Here is a 22,014-nt window from a genome sequence, read left to right on the forward strand (position 1 = left end):
AGGGCATGATTGCATTATCAGAATTAGAATCGTGTAAGGTATTAGCTGAGCTGTTAGTGAATTTTATCCCGGGCGGGGTTATATTCAGTATCGTGGAAAGAGACACCTTTGTATGGGTGAAAGCATCATCATCGTTTTCAATTGAGGCCATTAAGGTCGGCAACAAATTAAACGACAGTTCAACAACTATGCAGGCGGTCCGCCAAAAAGAAGTTTTAATCCAAAATATTCCGCGAACAGTCTATGGGAAAAGAGTCTCCATTATTTCCATCCCTGTACTTGATAACAATGGCGATGCAGTAGGTGCATTTTCCATAATCGTTCCCAAATTACATCCTGTTGCTGCCGCCTTTGATGATTTCGCTCCAATTTTAGCTGAAATGTTTCTTGAAGGGGCTTTTTTATACATGTCTGATTTGACAAAAATTGCTTATGCCCAATCTTCGAAAAAATTTGATCTGCCATCTGTTAAAGTTGGTAATGATTTATCGGATGATGACATAGCTTATCACGTGATAAAAACAAAACAACCTATTATTGATGAAATCGATGCTTCGCGATTTGGCATGCCGCTCCATATTGCGAATTTTCCACTTACTGATGATGAGGGGGACCTTGTGGCAACGATTGGGATTGTCACACCAAAGAAAACGGCCTTTACACTTCGTGAAATGTCCAGTAATCTTGAAAGCAGTCTGACAGGGATTGCAGCGGCTATTGAGGAGTTATCAGCATCAGCAACCCAAATTCATTCTAATGAAGAAGATCTAAATTCTCACATTAAAGAGATTATCGATATATCGGAAAAAATCAATGAAGTGTCTGATTTTATCAAGGAAATAGCAGATGAAACAAAAATGTTAGGTTTAAACGCTGCTATCGAGGCCGCAAGGGCGGGTGACGCGGGGCGAGGTTTCGGAGTGGTTGCTGAAGAGATCAGGAAGCTTTCGGCACAATCCAAGAGTACTGTACCGAAAATTAAGCAACTGACAGAAACGATTAAGACCAAAGTCGAGGAAGCCCGTCATAAAAGCAATCAATCCCTGGATGCCAGTCAGGGACAAGCGGCAGCTTCAGAAGAAATTACTGCAAGTATTGAGGAAATAACATCAATGTCAACGGAATTGAGCAATATAGCAAAGACTCTATAGCTTGTAGGTAAGCAAAGGCAGAGTTATAACTAAAAGATTGAACTCTATAACTGAAATGTTGACCAAATAATGACGGTAGTGACGTTAAGGTCGGATTGAAATCCGGCCTTTTTTTGTTTCGCTGAATTGCAGTTTTCTAATTATTATTGTGATATTTTGTAGGTGCAATTTAATTAATAACTTTGGGGGATGAAATAGACTGAAATTGAAAATAGTAATAAAATCAAATAATCATAATAACACCTCTTGAACTGTAAATCCAATATGATATAATAATTATTATAAATAGTCTTACTGCTCTTAAACTTTCAATATAACAGTTCCTGGAATTACATGCTTCGATTTTAAAGCGTATTACGTTAGCATTATTACTTGTCAAGTTTTTCTGAATTAAACTAATTTAAATTTTAGAATGGGGTGCTTAAAATGAAACCTGTCCAAATCGCAGAAAACATCTATTGGGTTGGGGGAATCGACTGGGATATTCGAAATTTTCACGGATATTTAATTCCAAGGGGTACTACATATAATGCATACCTGATCATTGATGAAAAAGTAACACTCATCGATACGGTTAAGCATTATTTATATGATGAAATGTTAGCACGAATCTCCGAAGTTGTTGATCCTTCTAAAATTGATTATATAGTATCTAATCATGTGGAGATGGATCATTCCGGTGGACTCCCTCGTTTAATGGAAGCTGCTCCGCAAGCTCAAATTTATACCTCATTAAACGGAGAGAAAGGTCTAAAAGCCCACTATAAAGGTAACTGGAATTATAATGTTATGAAAACCGGAACAACCCTAAGTTTGGGAAAACGAAGTCTGACCTTTATCAATACTCCCATGGTTCATTGGCCGGACAACATGGTTTGCTATTTACCGGAGGACAAACTATTGTTTTCCAACGATGCCTTTGGGCAGCATATTGCAACGTCAGAACGCTTTGACGATCAGCTTCCGGGGGATATTGTTATGGAAGAAGCTGCAAAATACTATGCCAATATTGTACTGCCTTATGGCAATCAAGTTCAAAAAGCTTTAGAATTGGTTTCTGATTTAGAGATTAATACCATTGCTCCAAGTCATGGAGTAATATGGCGTTCGAAAATAAAGGATATCCTAAGTGAATATCGTAAATGGTCTACAGATCAGACCGATAATAAGGCAGTAATAGTCTATGATACAATGTGGAATTCAACAGAGATGATAGCTTATGCGATACAGGACGCTATGGAGAAGAAAGGTATCAGCACGAAAATGAGGAATTTAAGAACGAATCATATCTCTGATATTATGACAGATGTTCTTACTGCTAAATATATATGTGTAGGCTCACCTACCCTGAATAATAATATGCTTCCAACTGTAGCTGCTTTTTTAACGTATTTAAAAGGTTTAGCTCCTAAAAAACGGGTTGGTTTAGCTTTTGGTTCTTATGGCTGGGGAGGCCAAAGTGTTGGCATGGTCGAAGAGGTATTGAAGAGTATGAATTTTGGCCTCTTGGAGCAAATAAGAATCCAGTATATTCCTGATCCTGAGCAGTTAACCGAGATCACTAAAAAGATTGAAATGACTCTTTAAGCAGCTTAATCGGAAATTCGTTTCCGTTTTGGGACTGGATGGTGATATACTCCAGTCCTTTTTATATAAGGGAACAACCATTAATGATAATTTGCAGAATGGGGGGCTTGTAAATGGCATTATCTATAAGAACTCAAAGTGACGTCTTCAAATTGGCTCTGCTTCTTTATGATTATCTCAGTCAAAATGGCTATACTTCTGAGGCAAAGTATCTCAATCAATTGGCAGATTCTTGTTACCCACAAAATGCACAATCTTTAGAAGCCCATCTGATCGCTTTTAAGGAAATCAGAGCAACAATTCCTGACTTGCCTTTAGCATATCTTCGTGCTCTCGATGAAGCAATAACGGTAATTTCTGGTAGTTGAGGTACTCGATTTGAGGGAATCGTTTCTTTGTTCACAAGGGGTAAACTGTAGCTGATTAGGATTAGGAATTATGCACATACTAAGTTTAAACACTTAGGAGGGATTAATTTGACAGTTCAAGCAGATTTGGAAAAAGCAGTAGCCGCTGCTCAGTCAGCTCTTGGAACTTATGAAACTTTTTCAGCGTCGACCCTGGATGAAACGGCGAAACAAATGTTTAAGGAAATGTCTTCCGACATGGAGCGTCATGTTGCTCTGCTTAGGGGTAGGTTGGCTTATGTAACCCAGAATAACAGTATGAATAAACCTTTGAGTTAGTGGAGTGGGAGTCCTATGAGTGAATAAAAATGAACTCGTTAACGAAGGGCCACACCCCCACTTATAGAAGTGGGGTCTTAAAAACTGGATAAACATCAAGACACATAAAACGTCGCCCCACAGCAAGGGCGACGTTTTAGTCTTTTCATGAAGTCAGTTTTTAACTTATTCTTGCTTTAGACTATCCTTTGCATCAAGAATACTATAAAAAGGGCACCCGCCGCCCTGCCAAGTTATATCCGTAACGCCATTGCCGCTTTGAAACTGGTGAAGCATAAATGCATCACAAATAGCCGTTTGCCCGTACAGACATTTTGAACAAGTTGCAAAGTCCATACCTATCACTCCTTCCTGTAACAGTGAATTAAATAATCAAATCTAATATAGGAATATCCAAACTTAAATCCCTTTAACCATTGGAGCAAAAATTCAATGGATGCAGAAAGAACCAAAATACAGGTAAATTATTGTGAAACATGTGGAAAAAATTGTCATTACTACATATATTGGTTTAGGCTTGTAAGAAAGGGGGAAATAAATATGGCTTTTGGAGGAGCAGCTGTTGCTGGCGGAGCAGGTTGGGGAGCAGGAATCGGAATTGTTGTCGTTATTATCTTATTATTAATCGCTATGGGAATTGTATTCTAACTTAACAAAGAAAGGAGATTGAAAGTATGTACGGTTATGGAGGCGTAGGCTACGGAGGCTATGGCGCTTGTGGCGGCGGAAACTGTGTAGGAGCGGGAATTATTGCGATTGCCATTCTAATTCTGATCGCCTTGGGTGTAATTTTCTAGTTGCTTGGGGAAAATACGCATAATCTCTTATGAATAAAACTAGACTGCTGTCATAGCAGTCTAGTTATTTGTTCATCGACTTGAAGCTGAAATCGTCAATAATTTAGAGTATAAATAGAAGTATACATGAGGGAGAGCTAAAGGTGACATTTTTTCTAGGAAATGTTAAAGCGATTTCTGTAGTTTCAGAACTTGGTTTAGTATACTTTATAGCTGTTATTATAAGTTTGCATAAATTACGTCCAGACTATAATCCAGTCAACCGTTATATCAGCGAATATGCAGTTGGAAAATACGGAAAAATTGCTGCAAGCAGTTTTATAATTTATGGCTTATCCATTTTAGGGATAAGCTTAAGTCTGTGTCGAATTTTGGTAAACAGGGATGGAATTAGTGAGATAGGACTTATTCTCATGGCCGTTTGGGGTATCTGTGGCCTAGTAAGTGGCTTCTTCAAAGTGGATTTGAAATGTAAACCTTTTTCGTTAAAGGGTGCTATCCATACAATTTCTACAACGATTGGCTTAATCGCGTCGATATTATGTTTAATGTGCTTTTCTTGCACTTTATATAATAGTACTAGTCATAATGATGCAAGTAATCTTTACCTTTCTGGGATGAGTAAAACTATAGCAATTTTAGAATTTAGTTTAGGATCGATCCTATTCTTAGGTTATCTAGGGGACTTATCATATAAATTGTACATAAAAATGCCTCGCATCTGCTTCGTGTTTCTTAACTATACCGGTCTCGTTGAGCGATCAATACTGATTTGTTCCGTTTACTGGCTAATTCGAACGGCATTTTGGCTTATCAACTTCTAAGTTCCAGGGGCCTTGCTTTCCGTTTCCTTACAGGCTTGCTTATAAAACTCTAAGAGTTGTTGTGAAGACTTGTCCCATGCAAGCTTACTAGCTTCCTTGTAAGCATTATTGGCAATTTCCTGGTGTAAAGATTTTTCCTTTAATTTTGAGACTGCGTCCAAGAGGCTTTGGGGATCATCAGGAGAATAAAGCAATCCATTTATGCCGTCAGCGATTTGTTCAGAGCTTGGTCCGGTTCGGGCTGCGACTATCGGGAGTCCTGAAGCCATTGCCTCTAAAATAACTAATCCCAAAGTTTCTGTAATGGAGGGAAAGACGAAAATATCCGCCGAAGCATAGGCTTTTGCCAGTTCCTTACCATGTAGAAAACCCGTAAAAAGGCACTGGCTCTCTTTGAAGTAGTCTTGTAAACGTTCTCTATGTGGTCCATCACCGACAAGAGCAAGACAAAAATCTGAAGATGATTCCAAAATGGTCCTGATTTTTTCAATTCCCTTTTCCGTTGCCAGCCTTCCAACATATAAAAGGAGCGTTTTCCGAGCTTGTCCTTTTGTTAAAAATTCTCTCATTTCCTGATCATAATTTTGGGGGCTGAATTGATGGATCTCAACACCGCGTTTCCATACATAGAGATTTTTAAATCCCCGGCTTGCTAATTCATGTCTGACAGCTTCCGAAGTGCATAGGTTTATATCCGCTTGATTATGTAAGGCTCGAAAATACTGCCACAATAGCGGCAGGAGAAAAGGTAAATGGTAATAATTGGCATATTGAGGGATGTTAGTATGATAGGAGGCAACAAGCGGTAACCCCAGACGTCGACAATAATAGACCCCAGATAATCCTAATAGTGCTGGGTTGACAACGTGAACAACATTGGGGCTAAATTCCTGTAAGTACTTTTTCACGCTCAATGTGGGCAGAGAAAATTTTCGATCTCGATAAAAGAACAACGTATGTGCAGGGACCCCTCGAATCATAGCGTTCTCGAATTTGCGAGTGCCTAAATCCGGAGCAATAATAAGTACTTCGTGTCCGTTTTTTTGGAGCCACTGAATAGTAGCACAAAGACGGGTTACAACGCCATCAGTTGACGGTAAAAATGTTTCAGTAATAATAGCAATTTTCATGACTATCTCCAATTAGGCCCATTGGATTTTCGGTAAGATATTATCTTTGCTTAGCCGGTTCTTGTGTTCAAGAACTGAACAAAAAATATTATTGAGAACATCATTCGTAAGTAAGTGCGGTTCTAAGCCAAGGTCTTGCAATTTGCTATGGGCTGCTTGATAATAATGGTCTTCGTTTTCAATGCGTGGATTTTCTAAATGAGAGATATGGGTGTCAAAGCCATTTGCTTTTGCAACCTCTTGAACTTTATGGGCAAGATCCAAAATAGAAAATTCTTCTGTAAATTGGTTGAAGACACGAAATTCTCCTTGCTCATCCGGATTTATCATAGCGATTTCAATACATCGTATTGTATCTACAATATTGAGAAAGCCACGTGTTTGACCGCCTTTCCCGTAGACTGTCAGGTCTTGTCCGGTTGCGGCTTGGGCAAGAAAACGATTTAATACTGTAAACGGCAGACGATCTTCTCGGCCTTTATGGGTTATAGTAAGATATCCTTCCTCAATATCAATATTTGGGGTTCCATATTCTCCCATGGAGCCTAGATTGATGAGATGACAATTTGGGACCACCTCTCGGATTCCGTAGAGAACGTTTAGGGTACCCACTACATTATTAACCTGTGTAAAGACCGCATGGTCACGGTCTATCATTGAATAGGGAGCAGAGCGCTGTTCAGCAAAATGAACAAAGGCTTCAGGTTTTGTCTGAATTAAAATCTCCCGTAAAAAATCATAATGGTTTAAGTCTCCAATAAACGCTTTAATTATTTTACCCGTCAGTGCTTGCCAACATGCAATGCGTTCTTTAAGGCCGGCGATAGGGGTCAGTGAATTTGAATGGAGTTCTTGGTCCCATTTGCGGCGCACTAAACTATCGACGATAATGACTTCATGTCCTTGGTTTGATAAATAGAGTGCAGTTGGCCAGCCGCAAAAGCCGTCTCCTCCAGCAATGATTACTTTCAAGTTGGTACCTCATTTCTTTATTTAATCTTTACCCTCCAAGGTTTGAAGAAACTGACAAATGATAAATGTGTAAATTATGAATTTGTCAGTCTTTCAGGGCTGCTAAGCCGTTCATTTCTCCTAAATACGAAATATTTCATGAATAGAAAACTCACTATAGAAGGTGTTACCATCGCCAGTATTTTAGAGATGCTTTGAATAAACCACAAGGAGAATCGGCAAAGAGTCAAAAAATGAATGCCTTCTAAAAATACGAAATTACTAATGATCAGACTTACACCTGCTTGAAGACAAAAATAGATCTTCTCACGTAGATTTTTTTGGGCATGATTTCGGAAAGCAAAACGTGAATTCCATATATAACTGTTCACAATCGCTAAAAGATAGGCTGCTGTATTAAAGATTATGAGTAAAGTGGGGTTATTAGCAATTTTTTTCAATCTAAATATCTTAATGATATTCGCGGCAGACGTTTCCGATTGTGTCACTTTCAGAGTGTTGGAAAAAGCAAAATGGATGTGTAAATTCATAAGGGTTTAACATAATGATAATAGTTAAAATTATTTGAATAAAAAGAAGGAAATAGTCGATATAGGAAGAATAATATCAAAAAATGTAATGATGAATAGTTATTAACCAATGCTTGTAATCTCTCTAAATTGCAAGTGTTTGTGAAGGATCTGCTGAAAAGAAAAAGGAGAGTTTAAATTTTAATGGTTATTAAGCTCAGTGATGCTGTTGCCCAAAAGATTGTCGAATTAATTCATAAACAAAGCGGATTCGATGTCATAGTCTGTGATAATACCGGGACAATCATTGCTGATTCAGAGCAAGTAAGGATTGGTCAAAAGCATAAAGGAAGTTATCAAATATTAACCTCGGACAAAGATTCGGCTGTTATTACAGCCCAGGAGGCTAAAACGTCAAAAGGTCGAGTTAAAGAAGGGGTTAGTATTGCTATTGAAGCAGAAGGTGCCAAAATTGGTACCTTTGGAATTGCCGGCCCTTTGGAAATTGTTCCTCCGGTAGCGAGAATAGCTGCCGGTATGATTATTATGATGTTGCGAGATGAAGAATTAAAGGACTTTATCCGAAACCAGGTTAGAGTATTAAGTACATCAGTTGATCAGGCCGCGAATGGAGAATTTAACACTGTTTTTGAATTACTGAAGAATACAACGGAGACTATAACATTTGAAAATGGGAACTGTCCTGAAATCTATAAGTTAGTAGATAAGATGAGTAATTTAGCTTTTAAAGATACTTTGACCGGGACTTACAACAGACGTTATATCGATCAGAAACTGCCGGTAGATATTATTAGTACCTCACTTTCAGACCAAAGTTTATCAATTATTATTGCAGATATTGATTTTTTTAAAAATGTTAATGATACCTATGGTCATGTCGCAGGGGACCATACATTAAAAGCCTTTGCAGGTATTCTTTCAAGATGTATTCAACGGGAAAGTGATTGGATTTCAAGGTATGGAGGTGAGGAATTCTTAATCTGTCTACCTGGTGCCGGCCTTAAAAGGGCAGTTGAAATGGCTGAGTATATGAGAAGTTCTGTTGAAAGCAGTGAAATAGCATATGGAGAATATACGATTAAAATTACAGCGAGTTTAGGTGTTTGCAGTATCAAACCTTCCTCACGTGCCCCAAGGATTAATGCCGAAAAATTAATTGAATGTGCTGATAACAATCTTTATTTGGCAAAACATAAGGGGAGAAATCGGGTCGAAGCATAAAGCATAGTGGATCTTCTCCTCACTCAAAAGATTACCGAGTGGTGAAAGTCGCGTACCATTTTTTACTAGTTATGCCGCAGTGACAGCGCGGAGTGAACTCATTCAGCTTAAGTTGAACATCAGGGCTTAGGTGGGAGTCTCACAATTGGCTAAACGTTATTATTAAAAAGCTAAAGGATTTCTCTTATAAGAGATGTCTTTTAGCTTTTTATGGTTTAGATCAACTAAAATTAAGGAAGAAGCAGATACTGACAAAAACTTAACATTAAAAACAAAGGATATCAAATTGTTTTAGCGAATAGTAGTTAAGACATAATAAATATTCAACAAGAGGAATAATAATGAAAAACAAATTTAAAATATCTATTTTTCTTTGTCTGGTTTGCGTTTTTTGTCTCCCTTTACAGGTTCAAGCACAAACAGATGCTCTGACAAGTTCACAATTAACTAGTTCTCAGACTCAGAGTAATTCTGCAAAAGAAACCCCAAACAATAACGCCGCTAATGAATTGCAGCAATTCGCAGAACAAGAATTAAAATTAAATAGCCAGTTTAGTAATCAGACAGAACAGGAGCTTGCCCTTGATATGAAAATTTTATCATTGCAGCAATCTCTGCAAACCATAAATGAGGGTATTACCAACGATCAATCTACTTTAGAGAGGCAACAAAAACAACTTAAAGATTTGCAAACGCAGGAAATTCAGCTTCAAAAGCAACATCAAGATGATAGTGACAAATTGGGAGATATACTAAATACGTTTTATCAAAGTGGAAATGAGGAAGTTGGTTTTCTTCCTTATATGAAAGTGTTGTTTCATTCGACGAGTATGTCAGACTTTCTTGATCGCTGGGAATATGTCTCTTATATTATGGATGACTTTGGAGAGTTGAATCAGGAGATTTCAATTGCCAATACCAATATTACTAAACAGCAGTCGTTAATTAACGGAAAAATGGCTTCTGTTAAGGCCTCGCTTGAAGATAAAGAGAAATTACAACAGACACAACAACAGCTATTATCTACCCAACAAAATCTTCTTGCTCAAGTCAATTCCCAAGAGAAAGCAACAATACTTTCGTCATTAAATGTACAATCAAATATTGAAGAATTAACTCAAGAACAATCCTTAGAAACCTCATTAGCTGCAGCTGGACGTAAAGACGGCATAAACCCAAGTGATGCTGCAGGCGCTGATCTTTTAAGTAGCAACAACAATCAGTTAGTATCTATTCCCTATAATTTTCAGTCTATCTTAACTTACGCTGAGCAATATTTAGGAACGCCTTATGTTTGGGGCGGAACTACTCCAAGTCCCGGTTTTGATTGTTCAGGATTCGTTCAGTATGTATACGGGCATTTTGGAGTTAAACTAAATCGTGTATCTCAGGACCAGTTTAAGGAGGGCATAGGAATTCCCGAAACGGATTTAAAACCCGGTGATCTTCTTTTCTTCAGCACTTATGAAGCTGGAGCATCTCATGTAGGGATTTATATTGGAAACAATATTATGCTTGATTCTGAGGCTTATGGCGTTTGTTTTGATAATATAACGAATTCTTACTGGGCCTCACGCTATTTGGGTGCCAGGCGTGTGGCTTTCCTGGAAAAACTATAATGCAGCTATTAAAACGGATGATCTTTACGGTATAATTAGTACAGTGACCATCTCCTCACCAAATTTTATTTTCTGGAGGAACCTATGATAAATCGATCAATTGCTAACGAAGACATTTTTAAAATAGAGGACGAAGATACTCAAAATACGTTTTATGGCTGCAATCAAGAGTGGTATACTACGATGTGGCAGCGTCGAGCCGGATGCGGACCGACAGTTGCAACGAATATTGTGTATTATCTCAACTGTACGCGAAAGGGTCCAAGATCAGACAAGGGGTTATGGACAAAGCGCGGGGCACTATTATTGATGGAAGAAGTTTATCAATATGTAAAACCAACAATGCGCGGAATTCCTACAACAAAGCTTTTCGGCGATGACGTCCTGAAATATGCGGAAGCAATGAAACGAAATATACAACTTGAAATTTTAGATGTACCTAAATACCGAAAATCTCGTCCCTTATTTCAACAACTGTTGACGTTTTTGGAGCAAGCGCTACACAATAACAGACCTGTAGCCTTTCTAAATTTAGATAATGGAGAAGAAAAGCGATTGGATTCTTGGCACTGGGTCACCATCATTGCGATGGTATACGCAGCAGAAGATAGCAGAGCGATCCTAAGAATTTTGGATGGAGGGCATATAAAAGAAATTGATTTAGGGCAATGGTTTCAGACAACTGCATTAGGCGGCGGGTTTGTAAGTTTTGATTATGTTGATGAGAACTGAATACTGCCTTAAGAGAGGATTGCGGATTATAGACAACGACAAGGAGTGGAAGGAGACATAGTTAGTTATGGATCAGCGGAAGTTAGTTTTGAATGAGGACAGTGAGTTTAATTTTCTTTGTCATGACGGTCTCGATTGTTTTAAAAAGTGCTGCCGGGATATTAATATTTATCTCACACCTTATGATGTCCTCAGAATGAAAAATTTGCTTGGCATGTCTTCAGGAGAATTTCTGGATAAATACACTCTAAACGTGCAATTGCCAACTGGCTTTTCTATAGTTCAGATTAAGATGTCCGAGGAGGATAATTTAACATGTCCCTTTATTACCTCAAAAGGGTGTCGGGTTTATAAAGAACGACCCTGGTCTTGCCGCATTGCCCCGGTGGACATGTTGGGCGGGGGGAAATACTCCTTTATTTTTGAATCTTCCCGTTGTCATGGGTTAAATGAGAAAAAAAGCCAAACTATTAAAGAGTGGATTTCTGACCAGGGGCTAGAAATTTACGAAGAAATGGAACAAGGGTTTAGTGAAATCCCCGGTTACTTAAAACTTACCGGTGATCAGGAAATTGATGATAAGCTGATAAAGCTATTCTTCTTAGCTTGTTACGATTTGGACAACTTTAGAAGCTATTTAATGCATAATACTTCCTTGGCTGAAAAAATGGATGTAACCGTGGAACGATTTGAAGAGATAAGGCATGATGACGTTCAGTTAATGAATTTTGGTTTTCAACTGCTTTCTTTAGGTACTGAGCACTTGAAAGATCTGATATCTAGGGAATTGGTTTAAATTGACAAAGAGAATCAATGGTGTTACTTTATAATTAAGTTAATAATTATCCTTCAGGGTTGGGTGAAATTCCCTATCGGCGGTATAGCCCGCGAGCCGTAAAGCAGATTCGGTTGAATTCCGAAGCCGACAGTATAGTCTGGATGAGAGAAGGTGATGTTCACATACATAGTAGTGATATTATGTATTAAGTTTGTACTGTCAAATTCTCTTAAGCTTGCTTAAGAGAATTTTTTTTCCAATTTCTAAGCCCCCCACTTCTTGTTCGGCAATAATGTCCACTGGACATTATTGTATCTGAAGCCCCGATGTTCAGCTTTAGCTGAACGAGTTCACTAGGGGTCATAATTATTAAAGGAGATGGATACTTTGGAAAGCTACTATCTTAGTTTTGATGCGGGATCTCAAAGCGTAAAAGTGGCTGTTTATAATAAAACGATGCACTGTGTTGCTAATACATCCAATCAGACAACGATGAACTACCCCCATCCAGGATGGGTGGATATGGATGCTGATGAATATTTATCTTTGACAAAATTGGGAATTAAACAGTGTATTGAGCAATTGCATACCAAGGGTATTGACCCCAGTTTAATCAGAGCCATTATGGGTGACGGAATTATTTGTGGAATTGTTGGGATTGACGAGAGAGGAAAGGCGATTACTCCTTACATTAATTATTTGGATTCCAGGACCCAAAACGATGTGGAAACTTTAAATCAATTGGATCTGGATATTTGGGGTCATGAGACAGGCAATGCTGAACCATCTTGCATGTTTCCCGCTTTGCATGCCAGGTGGTTGTTAGCCAATAATAAAGCGTTTCAAGAACGAGGTCAAAAATTTGTCCACAATGCTCCTTACATTCTTATGAACTTGGCCGGTTTAGACGGTCGAGACGCTTTTATTGATTGGGGAACAATGTCGGGCTGGGGTCTTGGTTACCGCATTTATGAAAAACAATGGTCCGATGAACAACTAGCTATCTTAAAGATTGATAAAACATATCTGCCGAAGATTGTTAAACCTTGGGATATTATTGGTACCTTATCGGACGAAGCAGCACAAGAAACCGGATGTCCAGCGGGTATCCCGATTTGTGCCGGTGCCGGAGATACAATGCAGTCCATGTTAGGAAGCGGAATTATTGAAACGAATAAGGCTGTTGATGTGGCAGGAACATGTGCTATGTTCTGTGTTTCTACTTCTGGAATAATCCCTGAATTAAGTAAAAAGGGGAGCGGTTTAATTTTTAATAGTGGAACATTGAAAGATACCTATTTTTATTGGGGATTTGTTAGAACCGGAGGTTTAGCTCTGCGTTGGTTTAAGGATAATATTTGTCAAAAGGCTGATGATGATAAATATTATCAATGGCTTAGCCAAAAAGCGGAAAAAGTACCGCCTGGGTGCAATGAGGTCATGTTTTTACCATACTTAACTGGTGGGTACGGTGAATGGGCTAATATTAAAGGTTGTTTCTTAAACATGAGTTTAGATACGAATCAATTTGTTTTATGGCGAGCAGTCTTAGAGGCAATTGCCTACGATTATATGGAAATCACAGATACTTACAGAAATGCCGGAATTGATATTAACAGAATTACTATTACTGAGGGCGGGAGCAGAGATAATCTGTGGAATCAGATTAAGGCTGATGTCATGCAAAGTGAAGCTATTACGTTAGAAATTTCTGGTGGTGCAGTACTGACAAATTGTCTAATTGCAGCCTATGCGACAGGAGCGATCGACGATTTGCCAGCGACACTTGAAAAGAACACTAAAATATCTAATTATTATAGCCCTAATAGCAGCAATTCAACAATCTATCGAAACCAGTATAGACAACAAAGAGATATCTTAAGAAAGTTATCTAATAGTTGATAAGAGAGTCCAAGACAATCCTTCATAGCGGAAAATAATTAGAACACTCGATATTACCTCTCTTTATAGTTAAAGAGAGGTAATTTGCTTCCCTAATTAAAATGCCTGCCGTCTGTGGCCTCGGGGCTTCGGCACTCAGGGAAAATAAAAGTCAGGAGATTATGCAGTAATCTCCTGACTTTATAGTTTCTGGCTTCTAAAGTTATCTAACTTGGTGACAAACGGTTATAACTTGAATATCTTGTATTGTACCATAATTTACCATACTACAAGAATGGAATGAGGGTGAAGCACAATGCCGTTAGGTAAAATGAATATACTTGGGAATCAACAAGTTCAAATGATGCCTCAAGGAACTCAAGGCTATCAGATGCCGAATGTTTCAGGGCAATTTAACCAGTCACCATTATTAGGCCGAGGACTGCAAAGATTCGCACCTAAGTTCGGGCTTCCGGGTGGTTTGCTTATGCCACCGGGATTTTCTCAGCCGATAAATAACTTTGGAGGCGGTCAGGCAGGAACGATGCCCGGCGGGATGATGGGCGGAAATGCAAACTGGGGTCCTGGTCCACAAGCTGGTGGCCAGGGGTATGCTGCTCCCGGTTATCCGCCGCAAGGTATTCAGGGTTTTCAGCAAAATCAGATGCTGCAGCAACCAATGATGCCGCAAGCCCAAGGGTATCAACCACAAGGGTATCAGCCCCAAGGTTATCCAAATCAGGGATATCCAAATCAGATGATTAATCAAGGGTACGGAGGGCAAATGCCTGTTCAGCCTGCCTGGGAAAGCCCCAAAAAGGGCGGAATCAAAGCATTTATCAGTAATCTTTTTTCTAAAAAGAAATAATGAATGATTTTATGGCAACTCATTAATTTTATGAAGCATTAAGGCTATTTTCGCTTATGTAGGAGTGCGATAGCCTTCTTGTATTGAAACGTATATCATAACTGAAATTATGAATTAATAACTTACAGTGATCTATGTAAGGGCTAATGTCAATATTTAAGAACAAGTTTGCGCTGATCGTAATTAAAGTAGATAAAGAGTTTATTATAAAGTCTTTGTTAGTTTTAAAAAAATTCAACATAAGTTACACCTCAAATTAATTCCGTTCTTTAATGTTTTAAATGTAATATACCTGAGAAAGATAAAGATAGGCTGAGGAATAACTGAATGTTTCCCTGGAAAATACTTAATATCTGCTGAAAGAGCATTGGCCAATAGGCAAGTTCTTGTGAGTATCCGAAATCTTTCATGGCACATAAAATACGTTAAGTGTGAGTTTATGAGGATCGTGAAAGAGGGAGATCAAATGAAGACGGAAGTTTTAAAAAAGGTCTTGACCGACATTATGGGATCTCTAATTGCTCAGGATAAGACCATTGATAATAATCCCGAGGAGGATGAAGATCATGGGGTTGCTAACATTGAGGATACCGAGGAGATGCAGGCAATTAAGAGATTATGCCAAAATTTCGCTAAAGCCTTAACCGCACGCGATTATGAATCCTTAGATGGAAGGGCCGAATATCATCTCTATACAGTAGATCATCTGATCAAATTGATTAAGAACAATGATGAACAAAACACGATCAAAATCCTAACTGACAATAAGATTAAATCTAAATACGAAGATTGTGAGTTTCTTTCTATCACCTTGAGCGAGGATCAAGAGGAAGCAGAGGTGGTTTATAATGTAAAAACATGCGTAATTAGTGCTGAGGACAAATACTTTAAAGAATTAAATAAAAAGAACAATAAGAAAAACAGAATTAATAGAGGCACTTCTTTCTGTACTGTCTACACTCTGTTCGTGAAAAAAGAGAAGGGTACTTGGAAAGTCAATAACTTCGAAGCTTCAGATGAAAATATAAAAATTTAATAGGAATTATTAGTTCAAAAAAGGTAAATGCTATATAACAGCATAATAAATGGATCACAGAGGGTTACCAGTCATTTTGCGTAAATAAGGTCCCAATTTGAACTAAATAATTATAGAGCAGAGGTTTAAAAATAAACCTCTGTTATTAATTACCTGTATTTACATGATAATGAATTTATATATAATGGTTTTTAATTCTTTTATATAATAATGGTAAATTTATATAAATATTATATAAGAATTTTATAGAACTTATATAGAAAAATTGCAAGAAAAAAATTTTTTTATATAAAAATTAAATTAAATGATATTTATTTTTAAAAATAAATAGAGTAAACTTATAACAAAGAAAGGAGGGCTTGAATCCCAGTTATAGGCACCAATAATCAAAGAGATAATTTCTTACTAACGATTGTCATAAAGAAAGGAGCTACTTAGTTAATGAATTTATTGAGGAAAAAATCTATTAACAAGCTTATCTTGGAATCACAGCAAAAAAGTGGTCTCAAGAAAGCTTTAGGCGCACTGGATCTCACTGCTTTGGGTATTGGTGCTATTATTGGAACCGGAATTTTTGTTTTAACAGGTGTAGCAGCAGCTGAGTATGCCGGGCCAGCATTGGTTTTATCGTTCGTTATTTCTGGAATTGCCTGTGCTTTCGCAGCTCTGGTTTACGCTGAATTCGCTTCAATGGTTCCTGTGGCCGGGAGCGCGTATACTTACAGTTATGCTGCTCTTGGTGAGTTTTTTGCTTGGATCATCGGATGGGATCTTATGCTGGAATATGCATTAGCTTGTAGTACTGTAGCCATTGGCTGGTCAGGGTATTTTGTTAAGCTGCTGCAAGGCTTAGGCGTCAATTTGCCTGCCTGGGGTACTTTGTCAGCGGGTTCAGGAGGACTAGTCAACATACCTGCATTAGCAATCGCTCTTTTGATTACTTGGCTTTTATCCCTCGGAGTTAAAGAAAGCACCAGAGTTAACAATATTATCGTTGCTGTCAAACTATTTGCCGTCTTAGTCTTTATTGTTGTAGCGATATTTTATGTTAAGCCTGCTAACTGGCAGCCTTTCATGCCTTATGGTTGGAATGGAGTGTTCAGGGGTGCCGCTATTGTTTTCTTTGCCTATATTGGTTTTGATGCTGTTTCGACCGCAGCGGAAGAAGTTAAAAATCCTCAAAAGGATTTACCGCGTGGAATTATCGCTTCTTTAATTGTTTGTACTGTTTTGTATATCATTGTAACAGCTATTTTGACCGGTGCTGTTTCTTACACGAAATTAAATGTTTCGGCCCCTATTGCTTTAGCATTGCAGGTAATGCATCAGAATTGGGCTGCCGGAATCATTTCCATAGGTGCCCTTGGAGGTATCACCACCGTACTGCTTGTTATGCTCTATGGGCAAACTCGGGTTTTCTATGCAATGTCTCGTGATGGCTTACTTCCGAAAATCTTTAGTGAGACCCATCCAATTCATAAAACTCCTAATAAAAGCACTTGGTTAACAGGTATTATTGTAGCAATAGTAGCAGGCTTAACCCCAATCGATGTCCTTGCAGAAATGGTCAATATCGGTACCATGGCAGCTTTTGTCTTTGTCTCCATCGCTGTTATTGTTTTACGTAAATCCCAGCCTGATCTGCCGCGCGCTTTCCGCTGCCCGGGAGTGCCTGTCGTTCCACTATTAGCTGCTCTGTTCTCTTTATTCCTTATGTTTAAACTACCTGGAGCTACATGGATTCGCTTCTTGGTTTGGCTATTCATTGGTTTGCTGATCTATTTCTTTTATGGGTATAGGCATAGTAATTTAAATAAAGAAGCAAAGGCCAATGTCGACTAAGAGAATTCAAGGCAGAAAAACTCTGTTAAATAATTAATGGTTAGGTACCCTTATTGGGTACCTTTTTTTGTGGAAGGTTACCTATCAAAGTTCGGCGAGGGCTATATGGGCTATAGGAATGATTAATATAACTTGACATGATATTTACCACTTTCTGGGATTTGATTAACAGGACTACATGAAGAAAGGTAGAGATCGATGCTCGAGAGATTTGCCGCATGGAATAGTTGGCTAAACCGACGCATGTTTTTTCTGGTACTTGCTGCAGTAACGACAGGTTTCGTGACTGCCACATCCCGAAAACTCCTCTGACAAGTCGATTAGGTGTCATTTTTTTCGCTTATATGACGTTTGTGAGTGCCTTATGTCCCTCCTTGTTTCACTCAAGCGGATCTGGCAGGTATTTAACTCATAACAAAGGGAGAGTGACTTTGACATTGGAAATTAAAAATATTTTTTGTGTAGGACGCAATTATCCGTTACATGCTCAAGAGCTTAACAATACTGTTCCCAGCGAGCCTTTGATATTTTCCAAACCGACACATGCTCTGGCAGAAGCAAATGATCGTGAAATTATATTGCCTAAAGGTTGTGGAGAGATTCACCACGAACTTGAATTTGTCGTTCATATCAGCAGAAGTTATGAGCCGGGATTAACGACGGATGATCTTATCGATCAAATAGCCTTGGGCATTGATTTTACGTTAAGAGATGTTCAGAGTCAGTTGAAGGAAAAAGGGTATCCCTGGCTGCTGGCAAAAGGATTCCCAAATTCTGCTGTTCTGACACCTTGGCTTCCTTTTGAGGGAGTAGAAGCTTTCGGCAGCTCGGATTTTTGGTTAGAGAAAAACGGACGTGAAGTACAGCGTGGAAATATTAACGATATGTATTTTACTGTTCCTTCACTTCTTGAGTATATTGCGAAGCACTTTGGGCTTGGGAAAGATGATATTATATTTACAGGAACTCCCGCCGGTGTTGGCCCCGTTGCCGAAAGAGATTGTTTGCTTATGAAATGGAATCAGAAGATAATGGGGCAATTTCGAGTGACCTTAAAGTAAGAGTAACTTTAGTTTCGTCATACAAGGGGACACTGAAGGCACCCTTTATGATTTGAAACAAATTTTAAATCGTACCTACATTCCTTGACAAAACGTTGTAAAATAGAGTAAGGATCAAAGATTATAAAGGTGACCGGTGTAAAACCACCGGTTACCTTTATAATCTTTGGAGAACATAATTGAATGCTGCAGAAGGGAGCAGAGGCGGGGAAGTATGGAGACTAACGCAATATTAGCCCTAATTATTTTTGCCTTAACTTACGTATTTATCATGTCTGAGAAAATGCACCGGGCGATTGCTGCCTTGTTGGGCGGTATGATTCTTATTGTAGCCGGCGTGCTGACGCAAGAAAAGGCTATCAGTTACATTGACTGGAACACACTGGGACTATTAATAGGCATGATGATTGTGGTCGGAATCACTCGGCGTTCAGGTGTTTTTCAATATCTGGCGCTTTGGGCTGTCCGCATTGCTAAAGGAGAGCCGATTCGCATCCTGATTGCTTTAGCAACGGTAACGGCTATTGTATCCGCTTTTTTAGATAATGTGACCACGGTCTTGCTTATTGTCCCTATCACCTTTTCGATTGCCGATCAACTTGACGTTGATCCTATCCCTTTCTTAGTCTGTCAGATTCTGGCCAGTAACATAGGTGGTACAGGAACGCTTATTGGGGATCCCCCGAACATTATGATTGGCAGCCAGGCAGGGTTAGGGTTTATGGACTTCATTGTCAATTTAATGCCTGTTATAGCCATTATTCACATCGTAATTATGGCCATTTTCTGGTTCTTGTACCATAAGAAAATGCAGGTTCCCGAGGAACGCAAACAGGCTGTTTGCCGAGTCAATCCCAAAGATGAGATATCTGATTATCTCCTATTAAAGAAAAGCCTCGCTGTATTATTACTGATTATGGCTGCTTTCGTTGTTCATGATGCCTTACATTTAGAATCTGCCACAATCGCCCTTACGGGGGCTGTCCTACTTATGCTCATCGCTCATGAAGAACCGGAGGATATTCTCTTAGCCGTTGAATGGCCTTCCATCTTCTTTTTCCTGGGCTTGTTTATTGTTGTCGGCGGATTGGTCGAAACTGGTCTGATTGGACGCCTGGCCCAATGGACAATGAATGTCACGGCAGGGAACTTTCGCTTGACAGGCATGTTCATCCTCTGGCTGTCGGCAGTCGCATCGGCTTTTGTTGATAATATTCCTTTTGTGGCTACGATGATTCCTTTAATCAAAGACATGGGCCATTTGGGTAATTTGTCTCCGGCTGCCTTGCATCCTCTCTGGTGGTCCTTATCTCTGGGGGCTTGTCTGGGCGGTAACGGAACTTTAATTGGTGCATCGGCCAATGTTATTGTTGCAGGCTTAGCGGAGAAGAACGGTGCGAAAATTAAGTTCCTATCATTTATGAAGATCGCATTTCCGTTAATGCTTGTGTCCGTTGCGATTTCAACGGTTTACCTGCTGTTTGTTTATTTTTAACGGCTCTACATGTTCACAGACGATCAAGGATTTGATTGGAGACAGTACATTTCATTGATGGAATGTTAAAAAGAAGACAATCCCTTACTTCAATTTTCGAATGTTATGACAGTTCCTCATATCGGATCGGCAACAATGACATGCCGGAATGAGATGGCTATGCTGGCTGCAAAAAATTTGGTGGCAGGGCTCAAAGGAGAAAATCCGCCGAATCTTGTAAAGGAGCTCCTTCAGCTTGCCTCTAAATAATTTTCGGTTATTGCTTTTTCTTAAAAATTTTAGTAATATACTCTTATTTAGTTAAGAGATCTCTAAAATTGATTCTGAAAATTTCTTCACTAAAAGATGCTCCCTAGAAAAATAGAAAGTTGTTTGCCAAAACTTTAGTTTTAGCGAACAACTTTTGTTTTAGGGTAAAGGGATTTTTAAAAACTCCAATATTTTATAGGAAAGATAAAGCTGAAATAATATATTACCGTCATTTAAATCAATTTAAAATTCTTTCTATTTTTTCGATGCGATGAAACATGGTATTACGATGAATACTCAATTCAGCAGCTGAAACCTTAACGTTTTTGAAATGATAAAGATAAGTATAGAGGCTTAGGGCAAACTTTGTGTTGTTTTCTTGATCGTAGTCAATAAGTTTGAGCAGCGAACGGTGTAAAAATTTTTTGTAATGATTGTTGTCACCGTGAACATAGATAAGATCATAAATCAGATAATCATCGTAGCGGAAAAAATGCATCTCTTTATTAAGTAGATTGCCCAGTCTTAAAGCCTGAAGAGACTCCAGGTATCGTTCTCTTACTTCTGTAAAATCAGTAAAGGTGCGGCTGATTCCGGCTTGCAAATGATTATTGACAATAAACTCTTTCAGGCCTTTTGTTTCTATTTCTAAAAAATGAATTTCATGTTCACTACTGGCGAGTATAACGATGTTATCGTTATAAATAACTGCTTTAGAATTTAGAAGTTTTTTTTCAACTTCCTCTCGCAAATAGGGAAGCGTTAGATTCGATACGGTTAATTTTTGTGTTTCCAGATAGATGACAAACAGCTTGCCTTTGAATTTTATACCTAGTACCTTCAGCCGCTCATTAATTATCCTAAGGTCCCTAAGATTACCATCGAGAAGATCAAGCAAAAAGCTTTGATGTGATAGACCAGGAGATAAATTAAGATATCTGTTTTTTTGCAGTTCAATGGAAAAGGCAGCGCAAAGAATGGAGACGATTTCCTTGTCGCAATCATTAAACGGGTGATTATGAGCGCAAACTACTAAAACTCCGACGTTCCTGTCATTAATGGAGATTTTGCCGATAATTCTGGGGTATTTACAGTAGGGGTCAAGCCAGTAGAAAGGGTCCTCGTTTTTTTCTATTTTGTCAAACAAACTATTATGCAAATAATAGGAGTAGGTCCGAAAAATAAAATTCTTATTCTTATGGAGTTCATTCCAAACTGGATCATCTTCGACCTTTGATTCCCCGGTCGTCGTGAGAAGCTTTATACTTAAATCAGTGATGGTAAAAGGGTTGCCTAACATTTGGTATCCGAGATCAACCAGTGACTGCAGTCCTGAACCTTTGCTCAACGTTTTTATTAGTTCCAGGGAATAGCGGGAAAGAAGCGAATTATCCTCCATAATGCCCTCCTTTGTCAAAATAGTGCACAATGTACAATCTAGACAGAATTATATGTTAAATTTCACAAAGGTAGAATTTTTAAAAAATAGAATATATAATAATATTATAATGTATAGACAAATTCTTCGGATTAGGGAGGTGACAGCATTCTGCAA

Annotated in this window: 22 protein-coding genes and 1 riboswitch; of the genes, 16 read left to right on the plus strand and 6 right to left on the minus strand. The window is 38.6% G+C overall.

Translation table 11 applies throughout. From position 1 onward, the window contains the following. Window positions 1–5: 5 nt before the first annotated feature. The 4 genes from ACPUYX_RS16735 to ACPUYX_RS16750 all read left to right on the plus strand — a co-directional run bounded on the left by ACPUYX_RS16735 (window position 6) and on the right by ACPUYX_RS16750 (window position 3,424). Window positions 6–1,151: a methyl-accepting chemotaxis protein gene (locus tag ACPUYX_RS16735; RefSeq protein WP_426380767.1), complete on the plus strand. Its 1,146-nt coding sequence runs from the start codon at window positions 6–8 to the stop codon at window positions 1,149–1,151. Between the two features lie 426 nt (window positions 1,152–1,577). Next, window positions 1,578–2,738 carry an FprA family A-type flavoprotein gene (locus ACPUYX_RS16740; protein ID WP_426380768.1) on the plus strand — a complete coding sequence of 387 codons (1,161 nt, stop codon included), beginning with the start codon at window positions 1,578–1,580 and terminating at the stop codon, window positions 2,736–2,738. A gap of 113 nt (window positions 2,739–2,851) precedes the next feature. Continuing rightward, window positions 2,852–3,106, plus strand: coding sequence for an adenylate cyclase (locus ACPUYX_RS16745; RefSeq protein WP_426380769.1), 255 nt, complete (start codon window positions 2,852–2,854; stop codon window positions 3,104–3,106). A gap of 108 nt (window positions 3,107–3,214) precedes the next feature. Next, window positions 3,215–3,424, plus strand: coding sequence for a DUF1657 domain-containing protein (locus tag ACPUYX_RS16750; protein WP_088227623.1), 210 nt, complete (start codon window positions 3,215–3,217; stop codon window positions 3,422–3,424). A gap of 165 nt (window positions 3,425–3,589) precedes the next feature. Here the strand turns inward: ACPUYX_RS16750 and ACPUYX_RS16755 are convergent, their stop codons facing one another. Further along, a complete protein-coding gene (locus tag ACPUYX_RS16755; protein WP_426380770.1) occupies window positions 3,590–3,760 on the minus strand; it encodes a hypothetical protein in 171 nt (56 codons plus the stop codon). 338 nt (window positions 3,761–4,098) lie between these two features. Here ACPUYX_RS16755 and ACPUYX_RS16760 point away from each other — a divergent pair, with 338 nt between their 5' ends. Together ACPUYX_RS16760 and ACPUYX_RS16765 are read left to right on the plus strand one after the other, a co-directional pair. Beyond that, window positions 4,099–4,221 (plus strand): hypothetical protein, encoded by a 123-nt coding sequence (locus tag ACPUYX_RS16760; RefSeq protein ID WP_426380771.1) that lies wholly within the window; start codon window positions 4,099–4,101, stop codon window positions 4,219–4,221. Between the two features lie 143 nt (window positions 4,222–4,364). Beyond that, window positions 4,365–5,045, plus strand: a complete 681-nt coding sequence (locus tag ACPUYX_RS16765; protein WP_426380772.1) for a DUF998 domain-containing protein — start codon at window positions 4,365–4,367, stop codon at window positions 5,043–5,045. Here the strand turns inward: ACPUYX_RS16765 and ACPUYX_RS16770 are convergent. The 3 genes from ACPUYX_RS16770 to ACPUYX_RS16780 form a co-directional block, all read right to left on the minus strand. Further along, window positions 5,042–6,175: a glycosyltransferase family 4 protein gene (locus ACPUYX_RS16770; protein WP_426380773.1), complete on the minus strand. Its 1,134-nt coding sequence runs from the start codon at window positions 6,173–6,175 to the stop codon at window positions 5,042–5,044. The genes ACPUYX_RS16765 and ACPUYX_RS16770 overlap by 4 nt on opposite strands. A 12-nt stretch (window positions 6,176–6,187) precedes the next feature. Next, window positions 6,188–7,147 (minus strand): NAD-dependent epimerase/dehydratase family protein, encoded by a 960-nt coding sequence (locus ACPUYX_RS16775; protein WP_426380774.1) that lies wholly within the window; start codon window positions 7,145–7,147, stop codon window positions 6,188–6,190. A gap of 74 nt (window positions 7,148–7,221) precedes the next feature. Beyond that, a complete protein-coding gene (locus tag ACPUYX_RS16780) occupies window positions 7,222–7,677 on the minus strand; it encodes a GtrA family protein (protein ID WP_426380775.1) in 456 nt (151 codons plus the stop codon). Between the two features lie 183 nt (window positions 7,678–7,860). Here ACPUYX_RS16780 and ACPUYX_RS16785 point away from each other — a divergent pair, with 183 nt between their 5' ends. From ACPUYX_RS16785 to ACPUYX_RS16820, 8 genes are all read left to right on the plus strand, one after another. Then, on the plus strand, window positions 7,861–8,898 hold the full coding sequence (locus ACPUYX_RS16785) for a diguanylate cyclase (RefSeq protein WP_426380776.1): 1,038 nt from the start codon (window positions 7,861–7,863) through the stop codon (window positions 8,896–8,898). Window positions 8,899–9,239: 341 nt separating this feature from the next. Beyond that, the gene (locus ACPUYX_RS16790) at window positions 9,240–10,517 is read left to right on the plus strand and encodes an NlpC/P60 family protein (protein ID WP_426380777.1); all 1,278 of its coding nucleotides are present in this window, start codon (window positions 9,240–9,242) and stop codon (window positions 10,515–10,517) included. 84 nt (window positions 10,518–10,601) lie between these two features. Continuing rightward, window positions 10,602–11,249: a hypothetical protein gene (locus tag ACPUYX_RS16795; RefSeq protein WP_426380778.1), complete on the plus strand. Its 648-nt coding sequence runs from the start codon at window positions 10,602–10,604 to the stop codon at window positions 11,247–11,249. 67 nt (window positions 11,250–11,316) lie between these two features. After that, the gene (locus ACPUYX_RS16800) at window positions 11,317–12,045 is read left to right on the plus strand and encodes a YkgJ family cysteine cluster protein (RefSeq protein WP_426380779.1); all 729 of its coding nucleotides are present in this window, start codon (window positions 11,317–11,319) and stop codon (window positions 12,043–12,045) included. A gap of 45 nt (window positions 12,046–12,090) precedes the next feature. Further along, a riboswitch (FMN riboswitch) is annotated at window positions 12,091–12,204 on the plus strand. Window positions 12,205–12,405: 201 nt separating this feature from the next. After that, window positions 12,406–13,929, plus strand: coding sequence for an FGGY-family carbohydrate kinase (locus ACPUYX_RS16805; RefSeq protein ID WP_426380780.1), 1,524 nt, complete (start codon window positions 12,406–12,408; stop codon window positions 13,927–13,929). Between the two features lie 295 nt (window positions 13,930–14,224). Beyond that, entirely contained in the window at window positions 14,225–14,776 is a 552-nt protein-coding gene (locus tag ACPUYX_RS16810) for a hypothetical protein (protein WP_426380781.1), read from the plus strand. Window positions 14,777–15,242: 466 nt separating this feature from the next. Next, a complete protein-coding gene (locus ACPUYX_RS16815) occupies window positions 15,243–15,812 on the plus strand; it encodes a hypothetical protein (RefSeq protein WP_426380782.1) in 570 nt (189 codons plus the stop codon). A gap of 441 nt (window positions 15,813–16,253) precedes the next feature. Continuing rightward, window positions 16,254–17,654 (plus strand): amino acid permease, encoded by a 1,401-nt coding sequence (locus tag ACPUYX_RS16820; protein WP_426380783.1) that lies wholly within the window; start codon window positions 16,254–16,256, stop codon window positions 17,652–17,654. A 122-nt stretch (window positions 17,655–17,776) separates the two neighbouring features. On the opposite strand, the gene ACPUYX_RS16825 is transcribed toward ACPUYX_RS16820, so the two are convergent. Next, window positions 17,777–17,947, minus strand: coding sequence for a hypothetical protein (locus ACPUYX_RS16825; protein ID WP_426380784.1), 171 nt, complete (start codon window positions 17,945–17,947; stop codon window positions 17,777–17,779). Between the two features lie 144 nt (window positions 17,948–18,091). Between ACPUYX_RS16825 and ACPUYX_RS16830 the strand changes: the two genes are divergently transcribed. Beyond that, complete coding sequence (locus ACPUYX_RS16830; protein WP_426380831.1) at window positions 18,092–18,715, plus strand: fumarylacetoacetate hydrolase family protein; 624 nt, start codon at window positions 18,092–18,094, stop codon at window positions 18,713–18,715. Window positions 18,716–18,929: 214 nt separating this feature from the next. Beyond that, the gene (locus tag ACPUYX_RS16835) at window positions 18,930–20,210 is read left to right on the plus strand and encodes a sodium:proton antiporter (protein ID WP_426380785.1); all 1,281 of its coding nucleotides are present in this window, start codon (window positions 18,930–18,932) and stop codon (window positions 20,208–20,210) included. A 487-nt stretch (window positions 20,211–20,697) separates the two neighbouring features. Here the strand turns inward: ACPUYX_RS16835 and ACPUYX_RS16840 are convergent, their stop codons facing one another. After that, on the minus strand, window positions 20,698–21,858 hold the full coding sequence (locus ACPUYX_RS16840; protein ID WP_426380786.1) for a PucR family transcriptional regulator: 1,161 nt from the start codon (window positions 21,856–21,858) through the stop codon (window positions 20,698–20,700). Window positions 21,859–22,014 lie beyond the last annotated feature (156 nt).

The sequence above is a fragment of the Desulfosporosinus sp. SYSU MS00001 genome (genome assembly GCF_049943955.1).
Classification (GTDB): domain Bacteria; phylum Bacillota; class Desulfitobacteriia; order Desulfitobacteriales; family Desulfitobacteriaceae; genus Desulfosporosinus.

Excerpts from the sequence above, each read along its gene's own strand:
- ACPUYX_RS16770 (WP_426380773.1), bottom strand. The coding sequence starts at position 6,175 with ATGAAAATTGCTATTATTACTGAAACATTTTTACCGTCAACTGATGGC.
- ACPUYX_RS16755 (WP_426380770.1), bottom strand. The coding sequence starts at position 3,760 with ATGGACTTTGCAACTTGTTCAAAATGTCTGTACGGGCAAACGGCTATT.
- ACPUYX_RS16835 (WP_426380785.1), top strand. The coding sequence starts at position 18,930 with ATGGAGACTAACGCAATATTAGCCCTAATTATTTTTGCCTTAACTTAC.
- ACPUYX_RS16740 (WP_426380768.1), top strand. The coding sequence starts at position 1,578 with ATGAAACCTGTCCAAATCGCAGAAAACATCTATTGGGTTGGGGGAATC.
- ACPUYX_RS16745 (WP_426380769.1), top strand. The coding sequence starts at position 2,852 with ATGGCATTATCTATAAGAACTCAAAGTGACGTCTTCAAATTGGCTCTG.
- ACPUYX_RS16735 (WP_426380767.1), top strand. The coding sequence starts at position 6 with ATGATTGCATTATCAGAATTAGAATCGTGTAAGGTATTAGCTGAGCTG.
- ACPUYX_RS16795 (WP_426380778.1), top strand. The coding sequence starts at position 10,602 with ATGATAAATCGATCAATTGCTAACGAAGACATTTTTAAAATAGAGGAC.
- ACPUYX_RS16780 (WP_426380775.1), bottom strand. The coding sequence starts at position 7,677 with ATGAATTTACACATCCATTTTGCTTTTTCCAACACTCTGAAAGTGACA.
- ACPUYX_RS16790 (WP_426380777.1), top strand. The coding sequence starts at position 9,240 with ATGAAAAACAAATTTAAAATATCTATTTTTCTTTGTCTGGTTTGCGTT.
- ACPUYX_RS16800 (WP_426380779.1), top strand. The coding sequence starts at position 11,317 with ATGGATCAGCGGAAGTTAGTTTTGAATGAGGACAGTGAGTTTAATTTT.
- ACPUYX_RS16820 (WP_426380783.1), top strand. The coding sequence starts at position 16,254 with ATGAATTTATTGAGGAAAAAATCTATTAACAAGCTTATCTTGGAATCA.
- ACPUYX_RS16840 (WP_426380786.1), bottom strand. The coding sequence starts at position 21,858 with ATGGAGGATAATTCGCTTCTTTCCCGCTATTCCCTGGAACTAATAAAA.
- ACPUYX_RS16760 (WP_426380771.1), top strand. The coding sequence starts at position 4,099 with ATGTACGGTTATGGAGGCGTAGGCTACGGAGGCTATGGCGCTTGTGGC.
- ACPUYX_RS16785 (WP_426380776.1), top strand. The coding sequence starts at position 7,861 with ATGGTTATTAAGCTCAGTGATGCTGTTGCCCAAAAGATTGTCGAATTA.
- ACPUYX_RS16815 (WP_426380782.1), top strand. The coding sequence starts at position 15,243 with ATGAAGACGGAAGTTTTAAAAAAGGTCTTGACCGACATTATGGGATCT.
- ACPUYX_RS16810 (WP_426380781.1), top strand. The coding sequence starts at position 14,225 with ATGCCGTTAGGTAAAATGAATATACTTGGGAATCAACAAGTTCAAATG.
- ACPUYX_RS16805 (WP_426380780.1), top strand. The coding sequence starts at position 12,406 with ATGGATACTTTGGAAAGCTACTATCTTAGTTTTGATGCGGGATCTCAA.